General features: G+C 66.0%; 19 protein-coding genes and 1 pseudogene. 9 read left to right on the top strand and 11 right to left on the bottom strand.

Annotation, left to right across the window (positions count from 1 at the left end; all coding sequences use genetic code 11):
* Nucleotides 1-256 precede the first annotated feature (256 nt).
* A complete protein-coding gene (locus RB623_RS29705; protein WP_308060829.1) occupies nucleotides 257-1,651 on the top strand; it encodes a DUF6513 domain-containing protein in 1,395 nt (464 codons plus the stop codon).
* Between the two features lie 2 nt (nucleotides 1,652-1,653).
* On the top strand, nucleotides 1,654-2,244 hold the full coding sequence (locus RB623_RS29710) for a DUF447 domain-containing protein (protein ID WP_308060830.1): 591 nt from the start codon (nucleotides 1,654-1,656) through the stop codon (nucleotides 2,242-2,244).
* Between the two features lie 23 nt (nucleotides 2,245-2,267).
* Here RB623_RS29710 and RB623_RS29715 read toward each other — a convergent pair whose 3' ends face one another.
* Together RB623_RS29715 and RB623_RS29720 are read right to left on the bottom strand one after the other, a co-directional pair.
* On the bottom strand, nucleotides 2,268-2,627 hold the full coding sequence (locus RB623_RS29715) for a c-type cytochrome (protein ID WP_308060832.1): 360 nt from the start codon (nucleotides 2,625-2,627) through the stop codon (nucleotides 2,268-2,270).
* 53 nt (nucleotides 2,628-2,680) lie between these two features.
* The gene (locus RB623_RS29720; protein ID WP_308060833.1) at nucleotides 2,681-3,718 is read right to left on the bottom strand and encodes a hydantoinase/oxoprolinase family protein; all 1,038 of its coding nucleotides are present in this window, start codon (nucleotides 3,716-3,718) and stop codon (nucleotides 2,681-2,683) included.
* A gap of 50 nt (nucleotides 3,719-3,768) precedes the next feature.
* On the opposite strand from RB623_RS29720, the gene RB623_RS29725 reads away from it, so the two are divergent.
* Nucleotides 3,769-4,467 (top strand): HisA/HisF-related TIM barrel protein, encoded by a 699-nt coding sequence (locus RB623_RS29725; RefSeq protein WP_308060835.1) that lies wholly within the window; start codon nucleotides 3,769-3,771, stop codon nucleotides 4,465-4,467.
* 131 nt (nucleotides 4,468-4,598) lie between these two features.
* Here the strand turns inward: RB623_RS29725 and fae are convergent, their stop codons facing one another.
* The 7 genes from fae to RB623_RS29760 form a co-directional block, all read right to left on the bottom strand.
* On the bottom strand, nucleotides 4,599-5,105 hold the full coding sequence (gene fae, locus RB623_RS29730) for a formaldehyde-activating enzyme (RefSeq protein WP_308060837.1): 507 nt from the start codon (nucleotides 5,103-5,105) through the stop codon (nucleotides 4,599-4,601).
* Nucleotides 5,106-5,273: 168 nt separating this feature from the next.
* Nucleotides 5,274-6,119 carry a triphosphoribosyl-dephospho-CoA synthase gene (locus RB623_RS29735; protein ID WP_308060839.1) on the bottom strand — a complete coding sequence of 282 codons (846 nt, stop codon included), beginning with the start codon at nucleotides 6,117-6,119 and terminating at the stop codon, nucleotides 5,274-5,276.
* Nucleotide 6,120: 1 nt separating this feature from the next.
* Nucleotides 6,121-7,068, bottom strand: a complete 948-nt coding sequence (locus RB623_RS29740; protein ID WP_308060840.1) for a RimK family alpha-L-glutamate ligase — start codon at nucleotides 7,066-7,068, stop codon at nucleotides 6,121-6,123.
* Between the two features lie 63 nt (nucleotides 7,069-7,131).
* Nucleotides 7,132-8,088, bottom strand: a complete 957-nt coding sequence (gene mch, locus RB623_RS29745) for a methenyltetrahydromethanopterin cyclohydrolase (protein WP_308060841.1) — start codon at nucleotides 8,086-8,088, stop codon at nucleotides 7,132-7,134.
* On the bottom strand, nucleotides 8,085-9,215 hold the full coding sequence (locus tag RB623_RS29750) for an ATP-grasp domain-containing protein (protein ID WP_308060843.1): 1,131 nt from the start codon (nucleotides 9,213-9,215) through the stop codon (nucleotides 8,085-8,087). The genes mch and RB623_RS29750 overlap by 4 nt, the downstream gene beginning before the upstream one ends.
* Complete coding sequence (locus RB623_RS29755; protein ID WP_308060845.1) at nucleotides 9,193-10,089, bottom strand: methylenetetrahydromethanopterin dehydrogenase; 897 nt, start codon at nucleotides 10,087-10,089, stop codon at nucleotides 9,193-9,195. The genes RB623_RS29750 and RB623_RS29755 overlap by 23 nt, the downstream gene beginning before the upstream one ends.
* Nucleotides 10,090-10,114: 25 nt before the next feature.
* A complete protein-coding gene (locus tag RB623_RS29760; RefSeq protein ID WP_308060847.1) occupies nucleotides 10,115-11,083 on the bottom strand; it encodes a beta-ribofuranosylaminobenzene 5'-phosphate synthase family protein in 969 nt (322 codons plus the stop codon).
* 160 nt (nucleotides 11,084-11,243) lie between these two features.
* Between RB623_RS29760 and RB623_RS29765 the strand changes: the two genes are divergently transcribed.
* From RB623_RS29765 to RB623_RS29790, 6 genes are all read left to right on the top strand, one after another.
* Nucleotides 11,244-11,624 carry a 4a-hydroxytetrahydrobiopterin dehydratase gene (locus RB623_RS29765; protein ID WP_308060850.1) on the top strand — a complete coding sequence of 127 codons (381 nt, stop codon included), beginning with the start codon at nucleotides 11,244-11,246 and terminating at the stop codon, nucleotides 11,622-11,624.
* 3 nt (nucleotides 11,625-11,627) lie between these two features.
* Nucleotides 11,628-12,302: a hypothetical protein gene (locus RB623_RS29770; protein WP_308060859.1), complete on the top strand. Its 675-nt coding sequence runs from the start codon at nucleotides 11,628-11,630 to the stop codon at nucleotides 12,300-12,302.
* A gap of 221 nt (nucleotides 12,303-12,523) precedes the next feature.
* Nucleotides 12,524-13,609 (top strand): tungsten formylmethanofuran dehydrogenase, encoded by a 1,086-nt coding sequence (locus RB623_RS29775; RefSeq protein ID WP_308060851.1) that lies wholly within the window; start codon nucleotides 12,524-12,526, stop codon nucleotides 13,607-13,609.
* Nucleotides 13,603-15,225, top strand: coding sequence for a formylmethanofuran dehydrogenase subunit A (locus RB623_RS29780; protein ID WP_308060853.1), 1,623 nt, complete (start codon nucleotides 13,603-13,605; stop codon nucleotides 15,223-15,225). The genes RB623_RS29775 and RB623_RS29780 overlap by 7 nt, the downstream gene beginning before the upstream one ends.
* Nucleotides 15,222-16,130 carry a formylmethanofuran--tetrahydromethanopterin N-formyltransferase gene (fhcD, locus tag RB623_RS29785; protein ID WP_308060855.1) on the top strand — a complete coding sequence of 303 codons (909 nt, stop codon included), beginning with the start codon at nucleotides 15,222-15,224 and terminating at the stop codon, nucleotides 16,128-16,130. Before RB623_RS29780 ends, fhcD begins: the two co-directional genes overlap by 4 nt.
* Nucleotides 16,127-16,936, top strand: coding sequence for a formylmethanofuran dehydrogenase subunit C (locus RB623_RS29790; protein WP_308060857.1), 810 nt, complete (start codon nucleotides 16,127-16,129; stop codon nucleotides 16,934-16,936). The genes fhcD and RB623_RS29790 overlap by 4 nt, the downstream gene beginning before the upstream one ends.
* Before the next feature lie 72 nt (nucleotides 16,937-17,008).
* Here RB623_RS29790 and RB623_RS29795 read toward each other — a convergent pair whose 3' ends face one another.
* Complete coding sequence (locus tag RB623_RS29795) at nucleotides 17,009-17,299, bottom strand: hypothetical protein (protein WP_308060858.1); 291 nt, start codon at nucleotides 17,297-17,299, stop codon at nucleotides 17,009-17,011.
* A 156-nt stretch (nucleotides 17,300-17,455) separates the two neighbouring features.
* Nucleotides 17,456-17,574: pseudogene (locus RB623_RS29800) on the bottom strand (IS481 family transposase); the annotation flags it as partial.

A 17,574-nucleotide genomic window follows, 5' to 3' on the forward strand; every position in this document is an offset into this window, starting at 1 on the left:
AAGCCGCTCGTCCATGACACAAGTCTCTCGCCATCCCATCGCCGGTCCTCCCGGCGGACAAGAAAACTGTCACCCATGCTTCAGGTCCATTCTGTTACCTATCTATCAGGGTCGGACACATGGTCCCCCTCCCCCGTAAACGGGGGAGGATCCAGGTCGTGCGGGCGGCGCCGTTGGTTCCTCCCCTGCGAAGCGGGGGAGGGGGACCACGCGAAGCGTGGTGGAGGGGGCGTCAGCGCCCGCCTTCAAAACACCCATGCCTGAACGGCTGGTCTTCATCACCGGACATCTGGCAAAGGCGCGGCTGGAACGGCTGCTTTCCGGCCTCGGCGAGACGGCGTTCGCCTGGGAGATCGTCGACATCGGCGTCAAGGTGGCGGCGCTGATGACCGAAGAAATCGTCAAGCGTCGCCTGAAGCTGCCGGAGGGCGCGGACCGCGTCATCCTGCCCGGCCGCTACCGGGGCGACCTCGACAAACTGTCCGCGCATTTCGGCGTGCCTTTCACGCGTGGGCCCGACGAGATCGCCGATCTGCCGGCTTATCTAGGCCGCGCCGGCCAGCCGCCGGACCTGTCGCGCCACTCCATGCGCATTTTTGCCGAGATTGTCGACGCGCCAGCCCTGACGCTGGAGGCGCTGCTTTTGCGCGCGCGAAAACTGGCGGCGGCGGGCGCCGACGTCATCGATCTGGGCTGCCTGCCGGAAACGCCGTTCCCGCTGCTGGGTGAGGCCGTCCGCCTGCTGAAAGCCGAAGGGTTTTCGGTCAGCGTCGATTCGGCCAGCATCGAGGAGTTGCGCATCGGCGCGCGGACCGGCGCGGATTTCGTGCTGAGCCTGGACGAGAACACGCTGCCGCTGGCGTTCGAGCATCCGGTCACGCCGGTACTGATCCCATCGGCGCCGGGCGATCTGGATTCGCTTGGCCGCGCCATAGAGGCGGCACAACGGGCCGGCATAAAGTTCATCGCCGACCCCGTGCTTGACCCGATCCATTTCGGTTTCGCCGCCTCGCTTGGGCGCTTCATCGAGGCGCGGCGGCGCTGGCCGGACATCGAGCTTCTGATGGGCACGGGCAACCTTACCGAACTGACCGACGCCGATACCTCGGGCATCACCGCGGTGCTGGCCGGCATCTGTTCCGAACTCGATATCAGCAACGTGCTGACCGTGCATGTCAGTCCGCACACGGTGCGCACCGTCGAGGAACATGACCTCGCCCGCCGCATCCTGTTCGCCGCCCGCGCCGACGGCGCGCTGCCGCGCGGCTACCATCCCGGCCTGCTGCAGATACACGACCGAAAACCCTTTGCCGCCTCGATCTCCGACATAGAAGCGCTGGCGGCGGAAGTTCGCGACGCCAACTTCCGTATTCTTGCGGCCGAGGACGGCATCCACATCTTCAACAACAAGGGTCATGCGGTCGCCAGGGATGCCTTCGAATTGTTTTCCGGCCTGGGCGTCGAGGCCGACGGCGCGCACGCGTTTTATCTCGGTGCGGAACTGATGAAGGCCGAGATCGCCTGGCGGCTGGGAAAACGCTACGTGCAGGACGAACCGCTCGCTTGGGGTGTCGCCGCGCCCGCGCCGGACCAGGACCGCACGCGGCTCGCTGAGGCAGGCCACACATTGAAGGCGAAGAAGGAGCGTTAGACGTGCCTTACATTCGCGAATCGATCATCACCACCGTCAATCTTGCAGGAAAGGTCCATATCGCGCCGATCGGCATCATCGCCGAGGGGGACGGCTGGGTGATCGCGCCGTTCCGTCCGTCGGTGACGCTCGACAATCTCGCCTCCGTTCCTTTTGCGGTCGCCAGCTACATCGACGACGTGCGCATCTTCGCCGGTTGTCTCACCGGTCGCCGTGACTGGCCGCTTGCCCTAGCCGAAGGCTGTCCGGTGCCGCGCCTCGAAGCCGCACTCGCGCATTCGGTGCTAAAGGTCGAAAGTGTCTCGGACGATCCGCTGCGGCCCCGGCATTTTTGCCGCGTCGTGGGCGAGGGGATGCATGCCCCCTTCACCGGCTTCAACCGCGCCAAGGCGGCGGTGCTGGAACTCGCCATCCTTGTCAGCCGCCTGAATATGCTGCCACGGGAAAAAATCGAGGCCGAGATCGGCTATCTCACCATCGCCATAGAAAAAACCGCGGGGCCGGACGAGAGGGAGGCCTGGGGCTGGCTGATGGAGCGGGTGGAGGGCCACCTTGCCAACGCCGGGGAACGAGGAACGTCAGCCTCTTCTTAGCGCGGATACCGCCGCCACTCGTCTTACCCACCCGACTTCAAAAAATCGACGATCGCCTTCCGCTGCGCCGCGTCGTTGATGCCGCCATAGGGTTTCATCGTGTTGCCGTTCACCACCTGCTCGGGATTGGCGATGAACTCGTCGAGATTGGCCTCGTCCCAGGTGATGCCGGACTGCTTCATCGACGGCGAGTAGTTGAAGCCCGGTGCCGATCCCGCCTTGCGGCCAAAAATGCCGGCGAGGCTCGGGCCCTGGCGGTTGTCGCCCTCCTTCATGGTATGGCACATGCGGCAACTGGTGTTGAAGGCGGTCTGTCCGTCGTTTTGCGCGAAGGCCGGCGCAGCCGACGCGGCAAGCACGAGCGCGAGCATGAAACGTCTCATATCCAATCCTCCTCGGTGTTCGAGGTGGAACGCCGAACGCGAAGGTCCGTTGCCTACAGCGATCCGCCAGCCAGCAGGGCGACGGCGGCGGCAGGCGCCGCGCTGCTGGCGATGTCGCGCGCCGCATCGACAACCGGCATCACCTCCGCGAGGTCGACAAAAGGCCGCTCCAGCCGGTTGGCCAGCCGCCTGATCTGCCATCGCCCGGTTCCGGCGGCGACGAGAGGCGCGTCCTCGGCCAGCACACCTGAAACCCGGAAGGCGGCGTCGTGGATCAAACGCAACTGCTGCTCGCTGAACCAGCGGGCAACGTCGCGCCATTCGCGCCCGGAAAGCTCCGCCGCGTCGCGGCCGAGCATGCGGGCCAGCCGGGCGGTAGAGCCGGCGACCGTCTTCTCCCGCCCGTCGGCGGTGGCATGTTTGTCGTTGTCTTCGTCGAGCACACCGAGCACCCGATGCGCATCGGCGATCGAGGCAAAATATTCGTTCATCACCGGCGCGAATTGCCCGCGCACCGGCGCCGACGACGCCACGCCGAACAGGAAGGTGCGGGTAAAGCCGGTATAGACGAGTTCGCCCGTGGCCATCCGTTCAGCGTCCGAATAGCCCTTTCCGACGACCTTGCCGCCTCGCACCGGAATGATGTCGGTGGTAGTCGAGCCCATGTCGACGAACAGAGCCTCGCCCGCGAGCCGTCCTACCAGCGAGGCGGTGGCGTGCCAGTTGGCCGAGGCGATGTCGGCGGCGAGTCCGGCCGCCGCGTCCATGCCGACAAAGCCGGAACGGCCGGCATAGATCAGGTGTTCTTCGGCCGGGAAATGCGCCGCAATGCGGTCGAGCAGGATGCTCACGCCGTCGGCGCGGGAAGGGAAGAGGTCGACCAGCTCGCCGGTCATGGTGAAGCCGAAAAGCGCGCCGCCGCGATAAACCGGTTCCGCCTCGCGCAACGCAGCGTCCAGCCGGTCGAGCCCCTGCCAGAGCGGCATGGCGATGATGGCTGCCGCGACGACGCGGCCGTCCTCCACCCGCGCTACCTTGAGATGCGCCCCGCCGACATCGAAGCCGATTGCGACCTTGCTTGCTTTTGCCATGCTTCAGGCTTTCATGCGGGAAATTTTTCGGACATCAGGCGGAAAGAGCTTTGCGTATCATCCCGGTTCTGGACTTGAAAGGCGGCGTGGTCGTCCGCGCCGCGGGCGGCCGCCGGGATGAGTATCGCCCGATCGTGACGCCGCTCAGCGCAACCCCGGAACCGGTCGCCGTCGCCACGGGGCTGCGCACGCTGCACCCATTTTCTACCTTCTACATCGCCGATCTCGACGCCATCGAGGGCCGCGATCCCAATCGCGCCGCGCTTGCCCGCTTGCGCGCCATGAAAGATCCGCCAGAACTGTGGGTCGACGCCGGCCTCGCCGACGAGGCAACGCTCGAGGCAGCGCTGGCAGCCTCGGGCATCTGTCCGGTCCTAGGGTCAGAATCGCAGAACGACGACCTTTTGCTGCGGCGCTTTTGCCGACACCCAAATCTCATCCTGTCGCTGGATTTTTTCGCCGAAGGGTTTCACGGTCCGCAAACGATCCTCGAGGATCCTACGCTCTGGCCAGGCCGCGTGATCGTCATGACGCTGGCAAAAGTCGGCGCGGGCGGCGGCCCGGATTTCGACCGGATGCGGGAGGTGAAAGTGCGGGCGGGAGATCGCACAATAATTGCGGCCGGCGGCGTTCGCGACGCCGCCGACCTCCACCAGCTCAAATCGCTTGGTGTGGGAGCGGCGCTTGTCGCAACCGCGCTTCACGACAAAACACTCACCGCCGAACGGCTGGTCTCGTTCAGCGGTTGAGGTCACGTCCACTCCCTCTGGAGGCTTTTCGAACCTCCAGAAGGCATTCACAGGCCCAAGAGCTTTTTCAACCGGCGCAGCAGACCCTCCGGCTCCGCTGGGGGTTTTACCTGTGCGGGGTTGTCTCTTGTCTAGGCGCCGAACGGATGCTTCACCTTGTCCCGCTGCGCGGTGGCCTCAGCGGCGGTCGGCTTGCCGGTGACGGCGCGCTGGATCGCTTCCTTGGTGGCGCGGTAGTTGAAGTCCTGGATTTTTGCGTCGTCGTTGGCTTCCCAGTGGATGAACACGCCGACGCAGATGAACACGTCGTCGGCTTCCTCGGCCGGAATGGTGCCGTCCGCGACGCTGTCCTGCACCGCCTTGGCGACCGCGAACTGGGCCGGGCCGAACATCTGCACCGCCTGCTTGGCGCCCTTGATCGTGACCTTGTTGAACATCACGGTATTGGGTTTGCACTGCAGGTTGGGCGCGATCACCGCGAGAAGGGAGGTAAAGCCGTCCTTGTTGTTGGTCAGCGCGTTGCAGAAGGCCGATTCAACCGCGCTCCCCCGCGGGCCGATCAGAAGGTCGATATGGGCGACTTCGTTGCCGTCGCCGATAAGCGACTCGCCGACCAGAACTTTAGAAATCTTTGCCATGCCAGTTTTCCTCCAAGACATAATTTTGGAGTCCAAAGACGCCGCAACCGAGCCGGCGCTCGATGGACGACTATCCTTGTTGGCAGCATCCGGATTGCCCGGACCGGTTGGCTAGATAGCCGCGAAGGGATATCCCTCGCTGACAAAATTCAATCATCAACCATGCGCTTACGCAAGTTGATGAACGGCAATGTGGACTAAAAGACAAGCCACCGTCAGGTCGGCCGACGTGCCCGGATTGATGCCGCGCTTCTTGAGGTCGGCGTCGAACGCCGCAAGCTGTTTTATGCGCGCTTGCTCGCCGGCAGTGGCGTCGAGCGAGGCCTGGAATGCGACCGCCTCCTCGCGCACTTCTCGCGCGGTTTCATCGCCGTGTTTGCGCGCCACATGGCTGTCCGGAAACCGCGTCAGGAACGCCATGTAGGCGCGGATCGCCGGCCACATGCCGGTTTCTCCGGCGGCTCGCGAAGCCTCGATCGCCGGCAGGCCGACCTCGAAAATGTCGGAAAAGCCGGTGGCGTATTGCCGGGCGATCAGATCGCGCTCCGCCGCTTCGCGCATCGCCTCGACCAGGGAGGTTTTCGGTTCCTCGCGCACGTCGTTGTCGCCGGCAGAGCCGAGCCCACCGGGGGAGGCGGCGACGATCGCCTCGAACACCGCGCGCGTGTCGTCCATGTCGAGCCTGGCCAGCACCGAGCCGAGATCGGCGCGAAGATCGCCGGAAGTCAGTTCGGCGGCTCGGAGGAGGGGCCCGCACAGTAGCACGATGCCGAGATTGGTGTTGGTGGCGACCGCATGTCGCGTGGCGCGCACCGCCTCCAGCATCCGGCGACCGACCGGCAGCGCGGGGTCCGTGAGCGGTCCGGAGGAGACGCGGGCGCTTTCCAGGAATTGCGCCGCCGACATGCGGTGTCCGTCGGCGAAGACATGCACGTTGCCCGGCTTCAGCGCCTCGATCTCAAGCCGGCAGGCGTCTTCATAAGCGGCCCGCAGAGCCTCGCGCGAGAGCGGCATTTCAGGAGTTTGCCGGCACGGCAAAACGGTAGGGGCGCGGCGGCGCGGCAGCCTCCGCACGGTCGGCGAGGAACTTGAGCAGCGCCTCGGCGATCGCGTCGGCGATGTCGACGTCCGCCACGGATTGCAGTCCCGACCAGGCCGGCATGCTGTTGACCTCCAGCACCGACAGTTGACCGTCGGCGTCGCGCAGGATGTCGATGCCGGCGAAATCCGCGCCGACGGCGCGCGCAGCGGCTACCGCCAGCGTGGCCAGGTCGTCCTGCTCGCCGGCCGGCACGCGTTCCGGCATGCCGCCCCGGTTGACATTGGTGATCCAGTCGCCGCCGCGCCGGCTCATCATCGCCACAGCCGCGCCGCCGCAGACGAAGACGCGGAAATCGCGGAAGGGCGGACCGGGGCGCTTCATGTAGCGCTGGAGATAATAGACCTCGTTCACCTCCTCGATGGCGGGCAGGTCGGAGAGCTTTTCGACAAGTCTTATGCCGCGCCCCTGCGCGCCGAACAGCGGCTTCAGCACCAGCGGTCCCTTAGGCAGCTCGCGCGCGGCGACCGCTTGCGCCGCCTCCAACCCCTCGACCGCAAAAGTCTCGGGCGTGGCCAGGCCGGCATTCTTCAAAAGGAACGTCGTCGTCGACTTGTCGACGCAGCGCTCTATCGACTGCGCGGAGTTCCAAACGGGCACGGACACCTTAGCGAAGGCGTGCAGCACACCCAGCCGCCGCGTCACCGCCTCGAACGAGCCGCCATCGATCGAGCGCACCAGCACGGCATGTGGCAGCGCGCCGCCGAAGGCCGGAATGGCGAGGCCGGACGGCGTCGATGTGTCGAAGCCGATCGAGGCCAGCGGCACGCTCCGCACGATCGCGCCGCGCCGGCGCAGCCGCGACGCCAGTCCCTTCGAACGCCCGCCGGACCGGTCGCTGACGATCAGGATGCGGGGGATCATGCGGCGGCTTCCGGGAGTGGGGTGCAAAGTGGCGGCGTCAGATAACTTTCGGAAACCACCACCCTATCCAAGGCTCCGCTCCAGCATCTCCACATCGATCCTGCCCGCCCGAAACGTCTCGCCGCTGTCGATGGCCGTGACGATCGCCCGCGCCGGGCTGAACAGCAGCGGGTCGATGGCATAGAAATCGCCCTTGAACTGCTTGAAGATCTCCTTGAACGGCTTTCCGTGGTCGCGCGACGTATGGCTGGGCAGGCGCTCGGCGAGCTCGCGCGCCGCCTCCGCCGGCCCGCGCACGAAAAGCTGCACGCTGCCGCCATAGATGATGGCGTCGTTGGTGCGGCCCATGGCGGTCAAAAAATCCGGATGCGGCGCGGGAAGGGGCGCGGCGGCGATGCCGTCGACGATGTTGTCCAGCGGGAATTTAAGGTCGTTGGCCTTGTGCAGCGCCACCTCCAGCGACCGCGCGACGATCTGCACGGTGCCGGCGAGGCTCTGCGTCGGTGCGTAGAGGAAGGTGAGTTTGTCAGCCGGCTGACCGGTGGCCTTGGCGACTTTTTCGACCACCGCGGGCGGGGGCGGTGAGCCGGTCTCCAGGATCAGCACGGCGGACGTGGCCGTATCACGATAGCTTAGCGTTTCGTAGAGCGGCTCGACCCGCGCCAGCGCGCGCGCCGGGCCAGAGCCCATGGCGAAATAGCCATCGGCCGAAAGATTCCAGCCCGCATATTGCGCGCCGAGGCAGGCGAGCACCGGCTGCGAGGAGCGCACCTCGATCGTGTATGGCCACTTCTCCGAACCGCGGTCAAGCAGCGCCGACACCGTGCCCAGCCCGCCCATGGAGGCCTTGGCCATGCGCAACCCGGCCTCGATGCCGCCTTGCGCTTTGGCACCGGCGTCGATCAGCGTCTCGCCGAGCGGGCCGGTGGTGACGGCGACGCGCAGCCGCTCAGCGTCGCGGATCATCGTCTCGGCGATGCGCCTTGCATTGTCGTTCAGGAACGCGGTTCCGTCCTTCATGCCAGGCCTCCTTCCCAATGGCGGCTGAGCCCTGCCGCCAGCGCTTCCGCCGCACGCCGCGTGGTTCCCGCGCTCCCCCCGCGCGCGAAAACGGTGCAGACCGGATCGCCGGCTGCCAGTCGCGTTCCGGCCGGCTGGCGGTCCGCCGTCCAGTCCGGCCAGGCAATTTTCGGAAACCGTTCGATCGGCCTGGATGTATAGGTGACGAGCGAGGCCATGGAATCGTCGAAGCGCGGCACGCGAAACGGTTTTCCGCGACATGCTTCGATATGCGCCTTCAGCAACGGGGCTGCCTCGTCGTCGAAAATGTCGAGCGTAGCACCTGGCCGTGGATTGATCTCGACCAGGTGACAGCCGTCCTCGTTGCGGATGAAGTCTGCGCTGCACAGGCCGGTGAGCCCGGCGCGCGCGGTGAGACCGGAAAGCCATTGCGCGATGCGTGCCGCCTCCCGTCGGTCGAAGCGCCGCAGCCTGACCGCGCCGCCATAACGGTAGGGCGCGCCGGGCGCGGGCGAGGCCCATTGCCGGCTGAAGCCGACGAGATGCGCCGCCCGCCTGTCGGCGATGAACAGCGCCGACAGGTTGCGGCCCTCGATGAAACGCTGGAAGTAGCGGCCCGGCTTCACCGCGGCGCCATTGGCCCCGGCCACATGTCCGCCCCCGGCGCCGCCCGCCGTCTTGACCAGCCAGTTTTCCGGATCGGCAGGTTTTTCCCGGCGAAATTCAGGATGAGGAATGCCGAGTTCGGCGCAATCCTCCGCCAGCCGCTGCGGCTCCTTGACGCGGGCAATTGCCGCCGCGCGGTTGCCGGCCAGCGGAAATTTTTCGGCGAGCGCGTCGATGGCATCCGGCCTTTGTTCGAAGCCGGAGCCGAGCACCAGCGCTTCGACCCGATCGCCGGCGGCGAGGTCGCGCAGCGTGTCCGGCAGCCGGCCGAAGTCTATGCCGCTGCCGAGGTCGCCGGCAGCGAGCGCGGCGCGCCCGGACAGCGCCACCGTGTCGTTGTCGCGGAAAAGATCGGCGACCAGCGGCGAAAAACCGGCGCGCCGGGCGGCTGCGGCCAGCGAACGGCCGGAGATGGCGGCGATCAGCACCGCGCCGGCGCTATTTGGCGAGCTCGCGTGCAAGGGAGAAGGCATCCTGGAAATCGAAGGTGACGGTCTTTTCGGCTTCTATCATCTTTTTGAAAAGCCCGGACTCGACCTTGTATTTGACGTTGCCGATGGCCAGCGGCCCGATGCCCAGCGCCTTGCCGCCGTCGATCGGCTCGCCATTGGCGTGAACGCCCAGCCCCTCCACGCCGGCCGGCGGCACGGCGTTGACGTCGGCCGCGATCAGCAGCTTGCCGGCCTTCGCCAGTTGCGCCTTGGAGATCACCTGCACGCCGGCCTTCGCCGCGGTCAAGATCACTTCGGCCGCTTCCGCCAGCGCCGTCTTCTTTGCCTCGGTCGACCCGTCGGCCGGCTGGACCGTCACGCCGAAGCGGCTTTTCATCTCTGCGGCCACCTTGCCGACCCGCTCCAGCCCGTCATGGCCGACGATGGTGACCTTCGCGCCTTCCTTGGCGGCGATCACCGCCGTGCAGAAACCGACCACGCCGGTTGCGCCGAAGATGGCGATGTCGGTGTCCTTCAGCCCGCGCTCGAACTTTTTCTCCAGCGCCTTTTCGACCTTCGCCACCATGGCGGCCGCCGTGGTGAAGGAGCCGGCGGGATCGGCGAAGACGGAGATTTGGAACGGCGGCACCATCGCCTTCTTCGCCGCGTCGAACATGTCGAGCGCCAGCGACACGTCCTTGCCGGCGATGAAGACGCCCGTGTCGACGCCGGCATCCGGCGGGCGCGAGAAGATCGCGTCTTGCACCAGCCCGGTCACCTCGTCGAGGCCGACCCCGACATAGGGAACGACCGCGTCGAAGCCGGCGTCGAGCGCCATGTTCACGTCGAACGGGCTCATGTGCTTGAGCGGCGTGATCATATGAAGAATGTGTTTTCGCGCCATCTTTTTCTCCCAGTCTGCGGGATCGTCAGCTACCGACGAGGTTGAGGCCGGTGGTGCTGATCGTCGCGCCGGCGTTCCTGCCGCGCACGATCCTTATCTCGATGCCGCCGCCTGCTTCTGGTGCCGCAGCGGCAACCATGCGCTCGGCCTCGGCCTGGCTTGGGGCGAAGGCAAAACCGGTCGGCCCCCACGAACTCTGGCCGATGCCGACAGCACCTGCTTCGGCCAGCGCCTGCATGGCGGATTCCACCTGCTTAGAGGTGAAGACGCCGCCTTGCGCCGGTGCGAAATGGTTGCCCACCAGTTGCTGGATCGCCGAAATGCCGGCGCCGAACGCTCTAATGTCGTGATCGAGCAGCGCCGGCATGACCTCGGTCAGCACGAGGCGGCAGATTTCGCCGGTGCCTGAAACGGGGAAGGGGGGCAGCGTGCGGAACGCCTGCATCTCGGCCTCGCCGTGAAGCCCGTCGAATGCGTCGTCGAGCACCAGTATGGCGCGCCACGTCTCGGGGAAGGGGATGCGCGCCACTACCGGCGGCGGCCGGCCGCTTCCGTCGTTGCCGGCATCGACGATCAGCCCACCGGCGTCGAAACTGGCGATGCCGATGCCGGAGCGCCCGCCGCGCGCCAAGAGCACCGCGTCGTCGTCCACGTCGAGCGGCAACCCGTGCAGGGTGCGCAGCGCGGCCGCCACCGCCAGCGCGATCTGCGTGCCGGAGCCGAGCCCGGCATGGCGCGGTATGGCGTCGAGCACCACCAGCCTGTGCTGGGCGCGGATGCCGAGCCGTTTTGTCAGCGCCGCCAGATGCGCGGCCGCCCGCTCGCTCTCGGGGCCGATGACGATGGTCTCGGCGGCGCGCGACAGCGTTAGCGCGGTTTCCGGGTCGCTCAGCGGCAGGCCGATGCTGCCGAACCGGCGCCCGCCGGCGCCGCTGGGATCGAGAAAGCCGAGATGAAGGCGGGCAGGCACTCTTATGGTAACAGAATTCGACATCCACCCCTCGATGGGTGCATGATGCATGCATCACGGAAGTTTAGGTGCCCGCGACCATGATAACCGCTTTCGCCCGCCGGGCAAGCGGCAGGTGACCGACAAGCTTCCCCTACTTTGGTGCCGGGCGGGATCCAACGGACGAAAAAACCGGGAGGCGGAGATGAGCGAGACGGCGAAAGAAAGGGTCTACACCGAGGCGGAGATCGCCGCGCGGCTGGAAAAGGAGCTGCCGAAATGGCGCTACGAGAACGGCTGGATCAGGCGAAAGTACAAGACCCATAGCTGGAAGGGCACGCTGATGGTGATCAACACCGTCGGCCATCTGGCCGAGGCGGCCTGGCACCATCCCGACCTCGCTGCGTCCTACGCCTTTGTCGAGGTCAAGCTGCAGAACCATGCGGCGAAAGGCATCACCGACAAGGATTTCGAGCTGGCCAAGAAGATCGACGAGGTCGTCCAGTGGCAGCCGGCCAAGGAGGCCGGCGCGCTCGAAGGCACCCCGTCGGCCGACCAGCGGTTCGCGTACATCAAGTACGATTGAGTGATGGAAAGAAACACATGCCCCGCATCGGCTTCTGCCCGCGGCGCGGCGACGGTCGCGTTCATAGACATTGCGGGTTTCAGCGCGATTGCGGACGTCTATGGAGACGAACCGGCGATTGAGGTGCTCGAGCTTTTCGAGCGCATGGTTCTTGACGCTGTCAGCGGTCATGACCCTCCGATCAAGTGGATCGGCGACGAGGTAATGCTCTCGTTTCCCGACCCGGATAGCGCGTTGCGGGCGCTTGGCGTGCTGTTGCCGGCATGCCGGCAAGAGCCCCGCCTGCCGCTCACGCGGGCGGCGCTGAACCACGGGCCCGTCATCCGCCGGGCAAATGACCTGTTCGGCACGACCGTCAACGTGGCGGCCCGCATCGCCGCGATCGCATCGCCCGGTCAATTGCTCGCCACCCGGCCGGTCGCCGAGGCGGCCATCGCCGATGGCATTCTCGTGCGGGATCTCGGAAAGGTGGCGGTCCGTTCGGTTGCCGAGGAAATCCCGCTCTATGAGATCGCGCTTGCGCCGTTGCCCGATCCGGCCTGGATCGATCCCGTCTGCAAGATGCACGCGCCCTACGCGTCCTACCGACGCGCGGCTCCCGAGGGGCCGTGGTTCTGTTCGCCGCGCTGCGAAGAAGCATACCGGAAGTCACCTCGGACCTACGCCATGCCGCGGTGACGACCGGCGGCCGGTGCGGATTTTCCGCCCGGTGGCGGGGATTTGTGCTGTCAGCAAGGACTGTTGCCTCTATTGGCGAAGCCGGCAAAAAAACCTGCTTTGGCCCGGTAACCTGCTGTTTTGCCGTCCTGCGGCAACTTCGCCGATCCGCCATGAGCAGGGTTTTCGTGGTGAAAGCTTTCGTCTAATGTAAGGCCGGCACCAGAAAGTTTGCGTTACGAATGGCGGTTGCGTGGATCGGCAACCGGGAAGCCTCATTGCAGCGCGCGGCCGAGGAGGCCGCGAAACTTCTGCAATCCAGCCGGTGCCCGGTTTTCAGCTTCGACACGGATGTGCATGGCACGCGGGCGGCGATTGCGCTCGCCGAGCGTGTCGGTGCCGCCTATGACCACATCGACGGCGCGGTGCTGGCGCGCGAGACGGCGCTGTTCACCGACCGGGGCGGCATGGTCGTCGCGCCGGGCGAGACGCGTAGGCGCGCCGATGTCGTGGTCATCGTTGGCGAATTGCCGGAAGCGCATCGCCGCTTCCTGCTGGAGCTGGCGGTAACCGAGCCGGATCAACCCGCCGCCGGCCAACGCAGCTTCTTCTCGGTCGGCAAGCAAACGCCGCCGCTCGATGGCAAGCGCGCCGCCACGCAACTGACCTGTGGCGAGGCCGGGCTGGCGGCGACGCTGGCAGCACTCCGGGCTTTGTGCGCCGGCCGTCAGGTTTCGACGCCGGTGGCGAATTTCGACATTTTCGCCCAAGCGATCGCCGAGGCGCGGTTTCCCGTATTCCTGTTTTCCGGCCATGCGGCGGATGCGCTGGCCCTGGAAATGCTGCAGGGCCTGATCGGCGACCTGAACGCCACCGGCCGCGCCTCCGGCCTGCATCTGACCGCCAGCGAAAGCGGCTGGGGCAGCGCGCTGGCATCGACCTGGATGACCGGATTCCCGCCGCGCACCGGTTTTTCGCGCGGGTTTCCAGAGCATGATCCGTGGCGCTACGATGTGGCGCGCATGATCGCCGCGGGCGAGGCGGATTGCCATTTGTGGATATCCGGCAGCGCGGAGCGGCCGCCGCCGAAACCCCGCAAGGACATGCTTTTGGTCGCCCTGGCGAAGACGTCCGGGCCGGTCGCCGGCGCGGCCGTCACCATCCGCATCGGTGAAACCGGCGTCGATCATGATGGCGTCGGCTATTTGGCCCGCATCGGGACGCTCACGGCGCTCGCGGCGCGGTCGCCGACCGACCTGCCTTCCGCCGCCGCGATTCTGCGCGCAATCGCCGAAAAAGTTCCAGCCGAAGCGGTGCCGCCATGCTGACGAAAATCGCCGGCGGCGAGATCATCGATCCGGTCAACGGCCGCTCCGGAAAGGGCGACCTCTGGATCCGCGACGAGCAGATCGTCGAGCCGCCGGCGGGCGGCAAGGCCGACAGGACCTTCGACGCGTCGGGTTGCGTCGTCATGGCCGGCGCCATCGACATCCATTCGCATATCGGCGGCGGCAATGTGAACACGGCGCGGCTGCTCCTGCCGAAGCAGCACGCCGCGCATCTGCCGCGCCCGGCGCAGACGCCGCTGTCCAATGCCGGCTGGTCGACCTTCGAGACCGGCTGCCTCTACGCCAAGATGGGTTTCACCACGGTCGTCGAGCCGGCGATGAATCCGGGTGCGGCGCTGCACACGCATCTGGAACTCGCCGACATCCCGATCATCGACAAGGCGACGCTCGCGATCCTCGGCAATGACGATTTCCTGCTGTCGCTGATCCGCGACGGCGCGTCGGAGCAGGCGATCGACGACTATGTCGCCTGGACGGTCGGCACGACCCGGGCGCTCGGCGTGAAGGTGATCAATGCGGGCGCGGCGGCGGCGTTCAAGGAGAATGTCCGCGCCTTCTCGCTGGACGATGTCGTGCCGTCCTACGGCGTCAGCTCGCGCAACATCGTCAAGACATTGCAGGCGTCGGTCGGGCGGCTCGGCGTGCCGCATCCGCTGCATGTCCATTGCAACAATCTGGGCGCCGCCGGGGCCGCCGACACCGCCGCTGCCACTATCGCTGCCGCCGAGGGCCTGCCGCTGCATCTGGCGCATCTGCAGTTCTACGGCTACGGCACGGAGGGCAAGCGAAAATTCTCGTCGGAGGCGGCGCGGCTCGCCGAACTGGTGAACGCCTCGCCGGAGGTTACCATCGACGTCGGCCAAGTGATGTTCGGACAGACCGTCACGGTGTCGTCCGACGTGATGCGGCAGTTTTCGGCGCGGGCGACGGCGCATCCGAAAAAATGGGTGATCTGGGACGGCGACGGCAATGGCGGCGGCATCGTGCCCTACCGCTACCGCGAGGATTTTTATGGCACGCTGCAATGGGCGATCGGGCTGGAACTGTTTTTGCTGATCACCGACCCCTGGCGCGTCTTCTTCACCACGGACCATCCCAACGGCGCGCCCTTCACCGCCTATCCAAAACTGTTCGAGCTGCTGATGCGCCGCGATGCCCGCAACGCGATGGCGGAGGGCCTGTCGAAATCGGCGATGGCGCTGTCGACGCTGGCCTCAATCGACCGCGAATATACGTTTGACGAGATCGCCATTATGACCCGCGCCGCGCCGGCAAAACTGCTGGGGTTGAAGGATCGCGGCCATCTCGGCGCCGGCGCGCTGGCCGATGTGGCGGTCTACCGGCGCGGGCCGGATATCGCGCAGATGCTGGGCTCGGCCGCATTTGTGTTCAAGAACGGCGACCTCGTCGTGCGGGACGGCGCGGTCACGCACTACCGCTGGGGCAGGGCGTTGAGGCTCAATCCGGCGCCGGACAGGGCCATGGTACGGCGGCTGGATGATTTTTATCAGGACCGCTACGGTCTTTCGCTCGACTGGTTCTCCTTCCCCGATTCCGCGATTGCGCGCGAAAATCCGTTCGCGGAGGTCGCATGAAAACGCTGGAAGTCAACGGCGTCCTGATCGACGACACCTTTGCCGAAGCCTTCGGCATGCGCGCCACGGCGATCGTCATCACCGGCCCGAACCGCAAATGGGCGCGGCAAGCGGCGGTCACCATGACCGGCTTCGCCACCTCGGTCATCGGCTGCGGCTGCGAGGCGGCGATCGACCTCGACCTGCCGGCAGCGGCGACCCCGGACGGAAGGCCGGGATGCCGCGTCATGATCTTCGCCGTCAGCACCGACGAGTTGCAGAAGCAGTTGCAGAACCGGCTCGGCCAATGCGTGCTCACCTCGCCCGGCAGTGCCTGTTTTGCGGGCATGGAGGGCGCCAACCAGCTCAATCTGGGTTCGGCGCTGCGCTATTTCGGCGACGGCTGGCAGATTTCGAAGAAGCTGGGCGGCAAGCACTACTGGCGCGTGCCGGTGATGGACGGCGAGTTTTTGTGCGAGGCGACCACCGGAATGACCAAGGAGGCGGTCGGCGGCGGCAATCTTCTGCTGCTGGCTGGCAGCAATGCAAGGGCGCTGGCGGCGGCGGAAGCAGCCGTCGCGGCGATCGAAAAAGTGCCGGGCGCGATCATGCCGTTCCCGGGTGGCGTCGTGCGGTCGGGTTCAAAAGTCGGCGGCAAATACAAGGGCATGATGGCCTCGAGCAACGACGCCTTCGCGCCGACGCTGCGCGGCGTGACCCGCAGCGAATTGGGACCTGACGTCAACGCGGTGCTGGAGATCGTCATCGACGGCGAGACCAGCGACGCCGTCGCCGCCGCCATGCGCGCCGGCCTCAAGGCGGTCACCAGCCTCGGCCCGGAAAAGGGCGCCAGCCGCATCAGCGCCGGCAACTACGGCGGAAAACTCGGAAAATTCCACTATCACCTGAAGGAGCTGCTGCCGTGAAAGCGCTGACCTTCAGGCTGAAAGAAGAACCGCCGGAACGGCTCGACCTCTCGCCGCTCAACCCGCAAAAACTCGCCGGCATGGCGCGCGGCGACATCGAGAAAATTCGCGTCGGCATGTCGAAGCGCGGGCTGCTGGTCGGCGACGTTTTCAGGCTGTCCGGTTCGGATGCCGGCGCGATCGTCTTCGAGGGCGGCAGCGCGTGGTTCGACCGTATCGGCGCGGAACTGGCGGAAGGCTCCGTGCGTGTCCTCGGCGATGTCGGCGCGCAGGCCGGCCGGCTGATGCAGGGCGGTGCGCTGACCGTCGAGGGTAGCGCCGGCCCGCATGCCGGATCGGGCATGCGTGGCGGCCGGCTGGAGGTGACAGGCGATGCGGGCGACCAGCTCGGCGCCCCGCTGGCCGGCGAAATGGCCGGCATGAAGGGCGGCGTGCTCATCGTGCGCGGAAAGGCAGGAGTTCGCGCCGGCGACCGCATGCGGCGCGGGCTGATCGCCGTGTTGAAAGGCGCCGGCGACTATGCCGGCTGCCGGATGATTGCCGGCACGCTGGTCGTCACTGGCGGCGTTGGCGAGCTGCCGGGCTACCTGATGCGGCGTGGCTCGATCCTGCTCGACCGCGCGCCGCAAAGCCTATCGCCGAGTTTTGTCGAGAGCGGCGCGCCGGACATCAGCTTTGCCGCCGTCCTGGATCGTCATCTGATCGCCGAGGGTATCTTGAAGCGCCCCCTGCTTGGCAGCGCCCCTCGCAAATGTGGCGGCGACAATGCCGTGCTCGGGCTGGGGGAGATACTTTTCCCGCGATAAAGAAGGCAGAGACCGGTGGACTAAAACAAATCCCCTGATTGCGGTGGTCTATCGCCTTCCGGTTCGGTTCGCCTAGTTTACGGGCTTTGGATTGACCGTCTGCATATTTTTGCGTTTTTCGATTCGGCAATTGTTCAGTGCAGTGTAGGCCGCGCCGACAGGGTCATCCGAATTTTTCGCACGAGCATCAGTTTCCGCCTTCGCCGCAACCATGATGCAGTGTTGCTCTATCGATGAACTTGTTGCAGGGGCTGACGCTGCTGCAAGGGGAGGTTTGGGCGTTGCCGTAGCCTGGTCGGCGCTGGCCGAACTCGACAAGCTGAGCGCAACAAATAAGGCTGACCCAAAGCCGTAGTATTTCATATCAACCACCTGAAGGGTTGGGCTGCTTCGCGCCCAGCCTCTTATGTACCTGCTCGATAGCCAGGATGATGAATAGGGTGATTGCGATTGTCAGCGCGGCCGACGCCGCGATCTCGCTCACGCTGTTACCACGCAGAACAGTATGGAGGATATGGCCTAGATGTGGAGCCTCAAGAGGTTGTCCTCGGTTAGTCCGAGGCGGCTGATTGGTGTTTTGGACTTTAGGCTACCATGTGGGCGATGCCAATTGTATCGGTGAAGCCAGATGGGAAGTT

It is taken from the genome of Mesorhizobium sp. LHD-90 (assembly GCF_030929505.1).
GTDB lineage: Bacteria > Pseudomonadota > Alphaproteobacteria > Rhizobiales > Rhizobiaceae > Kumtagia.

What these genes read in the sequence shown, in the direction of transcription:
- RB623_RS29775 (WP_308060851.1), top strand. Translation starts at nt 12,524, where the DNA reads ATGGCGGTTGCGTGGATCGGCAACCGGGAAGCCTCATTGCAGCGCGCG.
- RB623_RS29735 (WP_308060839.1), bottom strand. Translation starts at nt 6,119, where the DNA reads ATGCCGCTCTCGCGCGAGGCTCTGCGGGCCGCTTATGAAGACGCCTGC.
- RB623_RS29715 (WP_308060832.1), bottom strand. Translation starts at nt 2,627, where the DNA reads ATGAGACGTTTCATGCTCGCGCTCGTGCTTGCCGCGTCGGCTGCGCCG.
- RB623_RS29765 (WP_308060850.1), top strand. Translation starts at nt 11,244, where the DNA reads ATGAGCGAGACGGCGAAAGAAAGGGTCTACACCGAGGCGGAGATCGCC.
- RB623_RS29705 (WP_308060829.1), top strand. Translation starts at nt 257, where the DNA reads ATGCCTGAACGGCTGGTCTTCATCACCGGACATCTGGCAAAGGCGCGG.
- RB623_RS29795 (WP_308060858.1), bottom strand. Translation starts at nt 17,299, where the DNA reads ATGAAATACTACGGCTTTGGGTCAGCCTTATTTGTTGCGCTCAGCTTG.
- RB623_RS29760 (WP_308060847.1), bottom strand. Translation starts at nt 11,083, where the DNA reads ATGTCGAATTCTGTTACCATAAGAGTGCCTGCCCGCCTTCATCTCGGC.
- RB623_RS29755 (WP_308060845.1), bottom strand. Translation starts at nt 10,089, where the DNA reads ATGGCGCGAAAACACATTCTTCATATGATCACGCCGCTCAAGCACATG.
- mch (WP_308060841.1), bottom strand. Translation starts at nt 8,088, where the DNA reads ATGAAGGACGGAACCGCGTTCCTGAACGACAATGCAAGGCGCATCGCC.
- RB623_RS29770 (WP_308060859.1), top strand. Translation starts at nt 11,628, where the DNA reads ATGGAAAGAAACACATGCCCCGCATCGGCTTCTGCCCGCGGCGCGGCG.
- fhcD (WP_308060855.1), top strand. Translation starts at nt 15,222, where the DNA reads ATGAAAACGCTGGAAGTCAACGGCGTCCTGATCGACGACACCTTTGCC.
- fae (WP_308060837.1), bottom strand. Translation starts at nt 5,105, where the DNA reads ATGGCAAAGATTTCTAAAGTTCTGGTCGGCGAGTCGCTTATCGGCGAC.
- RB623_RS29740 (WP_308060840.1), bottom strand. Translation starts at nt 7,068, where the DNA reads ATGATCCCCCGCATCCTGATCGTCAGCGACCGGTCCGGCGGGCGTTCG.
- RB623_RS29780 (WP_308060853.1), top strand. Translation starts at nt 13,603, where the DNA reads ATGCTGACGAAAATCGCCGGCGGCGAGATCATCGATCCGGTCAACGGC.
- RB623_RS29720 (WP_308060833.1), bottom strand. Translation starts at nt 3,718, where the DNA reads ATGGCAAAAGCAAGCAAGGTCGCAATCGGCTTCGATGTCGGCGGGGCG.